The sequence below is a fragment of the Curtobacterium uvaldense genome (assembly GCF_028307415.1).
In the GTDB taxonomy this organism is placed as follows: Bacteria; Actinomycetota; Actinomycetes; order Actinomycetales; family Microbacteriaceae; genus Curtobacterium.
In genome coordinates, this window is the sequence record NZ_JAQMHU010000059.1 from 1 (window position 1) to 4,397 (window position 4,397).

The 4,397-nt window shown below is 73.7% G+C and carries 3 protein-coding genes; 2 read left to right on the top strand and 1 reads right to left on the bottom strand.

The genetic code is table 11. The features are described from left to right. Nucleotides 1-147: 147 nt before the first annotated feature. Nucleotides 148-705, bottom strand: coding sequence for an NADPH-dependent FMN reductase (locus PIJ49_RS16815; protein ID WP_209684271.1), 558 nt, complete (start codon nt 703-705; stop codon nt 148-150). Nucleotides 706-828: 123 nt separating this feature from the next. Here PIJ49_RS16815 and PIJ49_RS16820 point away from each other — a divergent pair, with 123 nt between their 5' ends. Next, a complete protein-coding gene (locus tag PIJ49_RS16820) occupies nt 829-2,472 on the top strand; it encodes a glycoside hydrolase family 13 protein (RefSeq protein ID WP_251154201.1) in 1,644 nt (547 codons plus the stop codon). A 118-nt stretch (nt 2,473-2,590) separates the two neighbouring features. After that, nucleotides 2,591-4,397 (top strand): lectin-like domain-containing protein (locus PIJ49_RS16825; RefSeq protein WP_271827132.1); only part of this gene is annotated, 1,807 nt, incomplete at its 3' end.

Below are 4,397 nucleotides of genomic sequence, written 5' to 3' on the forward strand. Positions count from 1 at the left end.
TTTACCCCTAGGTTATACGCGCGGCGCACGCGCACCCCGGCCCGGTGCCCCCCCCCCCCCCCCCCCCCCCCCCCCCCGCCCCCCCCCCCCCCCCCCCCCCCCCCCCCTCCAGACCGTCTCCTGGTCGCCCGACGGCGACCGGGCGGATCAGGCGGCGACGCGCTCGTCCGCCGCACCGGCCAGGGCGCGGAGCGCGCCCTGCACGAGCTCGACGACCTCGGCGTCCTCGCGCGGGTGGGTCTCCGCGAACCGGACCACCGACTGCGGGATGGCGACCTTGACGTCCTCCAGGACCTTCGCACCCGCGATCCCCGCCGACTTGCGGGCGTCGTCGTGTGCCCACACACCGCCGTACTGGCCGAACGCCGAGCCGATCACCGCGAGCGGCTTGCCGGACAGCGGCGACGAGCCGAAGGGCCGCGAGCCCCAGTCGAGCGCGTTCTTCAGCACGGCCGGCATCGTGCCGTTGTACTCGGGGGTGACGAGCAGGACCGCGTCCGCTGCGGCGACGGCGTCGCGGAAGGCGACGGCGGCGGCCGGCGGGGTGTCGCCGTCGATGTCCTCGTTGTAGAAGGGCAGGTCGACGATGCCGTCGAACGTCGTGAGGGTGATCCCCTCGGGGGCGTGCTGCTCGGCAGCCTCGGCGAGCTTCCGGTTGATCGAGCCGGCGCGCAGGCTGCCGACGAGGGCGAGGACGTTCGTCATGGTGGATCCCTTCTGTCCGTGACCGTTCGGTCACGGAATGGTGTCAGGGACAACCAATGTGCTCGCTGAGTGCGCCATTCCCGATCGGACCACCACTCGGGTCCCGCTGGGTACGGTGGCCGGGTGAGCAGCCACCGGACGCCCGCCAGCAGCCCGCGCACCACCGACCCGGACTGGTGGCGTCAGGCCGTCGTCTACCAGGTGTACCCGCGGAGCTTCGCCGACACCGACGCGGACGGCCTGGGGGACATCGCGGGCATCACGAGCCGTGTGCCGTACCTGGCGTCGCTCGGCGTCGACGCGGTGTGGTTGTCGCCCTTCACCCCCTCGCCGCTCGCCGACGGCGGGTACGACGTGGCGGACTACCGCGACGTCGACCCGCGCCTCGGCACGCTCGACGACCTCGACGCGTTCGTCCGCGCCGCACACGAGCACGACGTGCGCGTCATCGTCGACGTCGTGCCGAACCACACCTCCGACCAGCACGAGTGGTTCCGCCAGGCGCTCGCCGCAGAGCCGGGGTCACCCGAGCGGGCGCGCTACGTGTTCCGTGACGGAGCGGGGGAGTCGGGCGAGCTCCCGCCGAGCGACTGGGTGTCGAACTTCGGCGGCAGCGCGTGGACGCGGGTGCCGGACGGCCAGTGGTACCTGCACCTGTTCGCGCCCGAACAGCCCGACCTCGACTGGTCGAACCCCGAGGTGCGCGCCGACTTCGAGCACACCCTGCGGTTCTGGTCCGACCGCGGCGTGGACGGCTTCCGGGTCGACGTCGCGCACGGGCTCGCGAAGGACCTGTCGACGCCGTACCGTCCCTCGAACGAGAAGGCGCTGCCGCTGGACGGCTCCGACCCGCTGTACGACCGCGACGAGGTGCACGAGATCTTCGCGACGTGGCGCTCCGTGCTCGACGAGTACGACCCGCCCCGCGCCGCGATCGCCGAGGCCTGGGCGCCGGCACCGCGTCGCGTGCTCTACGCCCGGCCGACCGAGCTCGGGCAGGCGTTCAACTTCGACCTGCTCGAGGCGCCGTACGACGCACGGGCCTTCCACGAGATCATCGAGCGGAACCTCGCCATGTCGGCCGAGTCCGGCGCTTCCTCGACCTGGGTCCTGTCGAACCACGACGTCGTGCGGCACGCCACCCGCTACGGCCTGCCCGACGGCACCGACACGGATGCCTGGCTGCTCACCGACGGCACCGAGCCCGAGCTCGACCGTGCGCGCGGTGGACGTCGGGCGCGTGCGGCGACGCTGCTGATCCTGGCGTTGCCCGGGTCCACCTACCTGTACCAGGGCGAGGAGCTCGGCCTGCACGAGGCGCCCGCGATCCCCCACGAGCGCCTGCAGGACCCGAAGTGGATCCGCAGCGGGCACACGGTGAAGGGGCGGGACGGCTGCCGGGTCCCGATCCCCTGGACCCGGACGGGGCCGTCGTTCGGCTTCGGCGACGTCGCACCGCACCTGCCGCAGCCGGAGGACTTCGGCGACTCGTCGGTCGAGGCCGAGGACGGCGACCCCGCTTCGACGCTGTCGCTCTACCGGCAGGCGACTGCGGCCCGACGACGGCTGCAGCAGGGCGAGGAACTGACGTGGCTCGACGCCGGTGACGACGTCGTGGCGTTCGCCCGGCACGAGGGCTGGCGGTCCGTGACGAACCTCGGGACGTCCCCGGTGCCGATGCCGTCGGGCACGGTGGTGCTGGCGTCCGGGCCGCTCGACGCGGGCGAGGGGATGCTCCCGGGCGAGACCACGGTGTGGCTCGGGTGAGTTCGATCTGGCCGGGGTGGCTGAGCACATCCCTGCACAGCGGCTGGTCTCGGGACTGTTCTCCCCAGAAGGGCTCGACGGCCGCTGACGGGGTGGTCCCGCTCGCGACGATCGGGGCATGACAGACACCTCGATCCCGACAACCACCCATCGCGTCGCACACCCCCGACGGTGTCGACGCCCGCGGGGTGCGATCACGGCCGGACTCGTGGCCCTTGCCGTCCTGGCGGCGCCGGCGCTCCTGCCCTCCAGCTCCTCGGCGGACGACCTCGCGTTCCCCTACCGCAACGGCTTCGACTCCGCCGCGGGCGGCACCCTGAGCGGCGACGCGCAGGTCGTCGACGGGCGGCTGCGGCTCACGGACCAGACGAAGGACCAGGCCGGAGCGTGGTCGACGGACGACACGTTCCGCTCTGACCTCGGACTCGACATCGAGTTCTCGTACGCCATGTACAACACGGTGGGCGACCAGGGTGCCGACGGGCTGCTGCTCTTCCTGGCGGACGGCAGCGCACCACAGGGCGTCGGAGCGTACGGCGCAGCGCTCGGGTACGCCTGCCGGTCGAGCGAGACCCAGGGCGGCGGGCGACCCTGCGACCTGCCCGGCGTGCCGGGTGGCTTCGCGGCGGTGGCGGTCGACCACTACGGCAACTTCTCGCAGGAGATCAACCTGTCCGGGCTCGGGCGCCGACCGGACTCGGTCGTGGTCCGGGGATCGGGTGACGGCACCACCGGCTACCGGTACGTCGACGGGGTCCAGGCTCCCGGTGGCACCCTGACCGACGGGCCGACGAAGCGGAAGGTCCGCGTCAGTCTCGTGCCGGGGGCGTCGGGGGAACTCTTCATGACCGTGCGCCTCGAGGACGGGGGGCCGCTCCGCACCGTCCTCGACCGCGTGCCGCTGCACGGCGACGCCCAGGCTCCGCTCCCGGACACGCTCCGGCTCGGCTTCTCCGCCGCGACCGGCAGCTTCGCCGACGTCCACGAGGTCGACGACCTCCGGGTCTCCCAGCCCGTCGACCTCGGCGTCACCCAGGAGCTCCCCGCGTCCGGTCGGCCCGGGCAGCCGTTCTCGTACACCGTGACCGCGTCCGACGCCGGCCCGAACCGGTCCGACCCCAGCGCGTTGCACGTCGACGTCCCCGACGGTCTGCGGGACGTGACGTGGACCTGCACCGCGACCGACGGATCCGCCTGCGGAACGGCCAGCGGGACCGGCGACGTGGACGCCGGGCTCGACCTGGTCCCGGGCGGCGCCGCGACGGTCACCGTGTCCGGGACCGTCGCGGACGACGCCTCGGGGGCGCTCGAGAGCACCGCCACCATCGCGCCTCCGGCGTCGCTGTCCGACGTCGACGAGTCCGACAACCGGTCCGTCGAGACGAGTCCGATCGAGGCGGCGCCGGCGCCCGAGGCGCAGCTCGAGACCGACAAGTCGGTGTCCCCGTCCCTCGACGTGGCACCGGGGGACGAGGTCGAGTACCTGGTGACGGCGAAGAACCGCGGTCCTGACCCCGCGCACGACGTGGGCGTGGTCGACGACCTGCCGGCGGCGATGCGCTTCACGGGGTCCGAGGACGACTGCTCGGTCGAGGGGCAGCACGTGACGTGCCGGTCCGAGGGGGACCTGGCGGTGGGCGAGACCCGCTCCTTCCGCATCCGGGCGGTGCTCGACCCCGGCTACACCGGCGACGGGTCCGACGTCGTCAACGTGGCGACCGCGACGTCGCCCACCGATCCGGACGGGGGCGACCCGTCCCCGGAGGTGACGATCGGCGTCACGGTGCCCGGCGACGGCGACGGCGACGGCGACGGCGACGGCGACGGCGGCGGTGACGGCGACGGCGGCGAGGGCGACGGCGACACGGGCACCCCGACGCCGGCCGGCTCCGCGAGCGCTTCGCCGACGCCGGACGCCCCGACGG

Excerpts from the sequence above, each read along its gene's own strand:
- PIJ49_RS16815 (WP_209684271.1), bottom strand. The coding sequence starts at position 705 with ATGACGAACGTCCTCGCCCTCGTCGGCAGCCTGCGCGCCGGCTCGATC.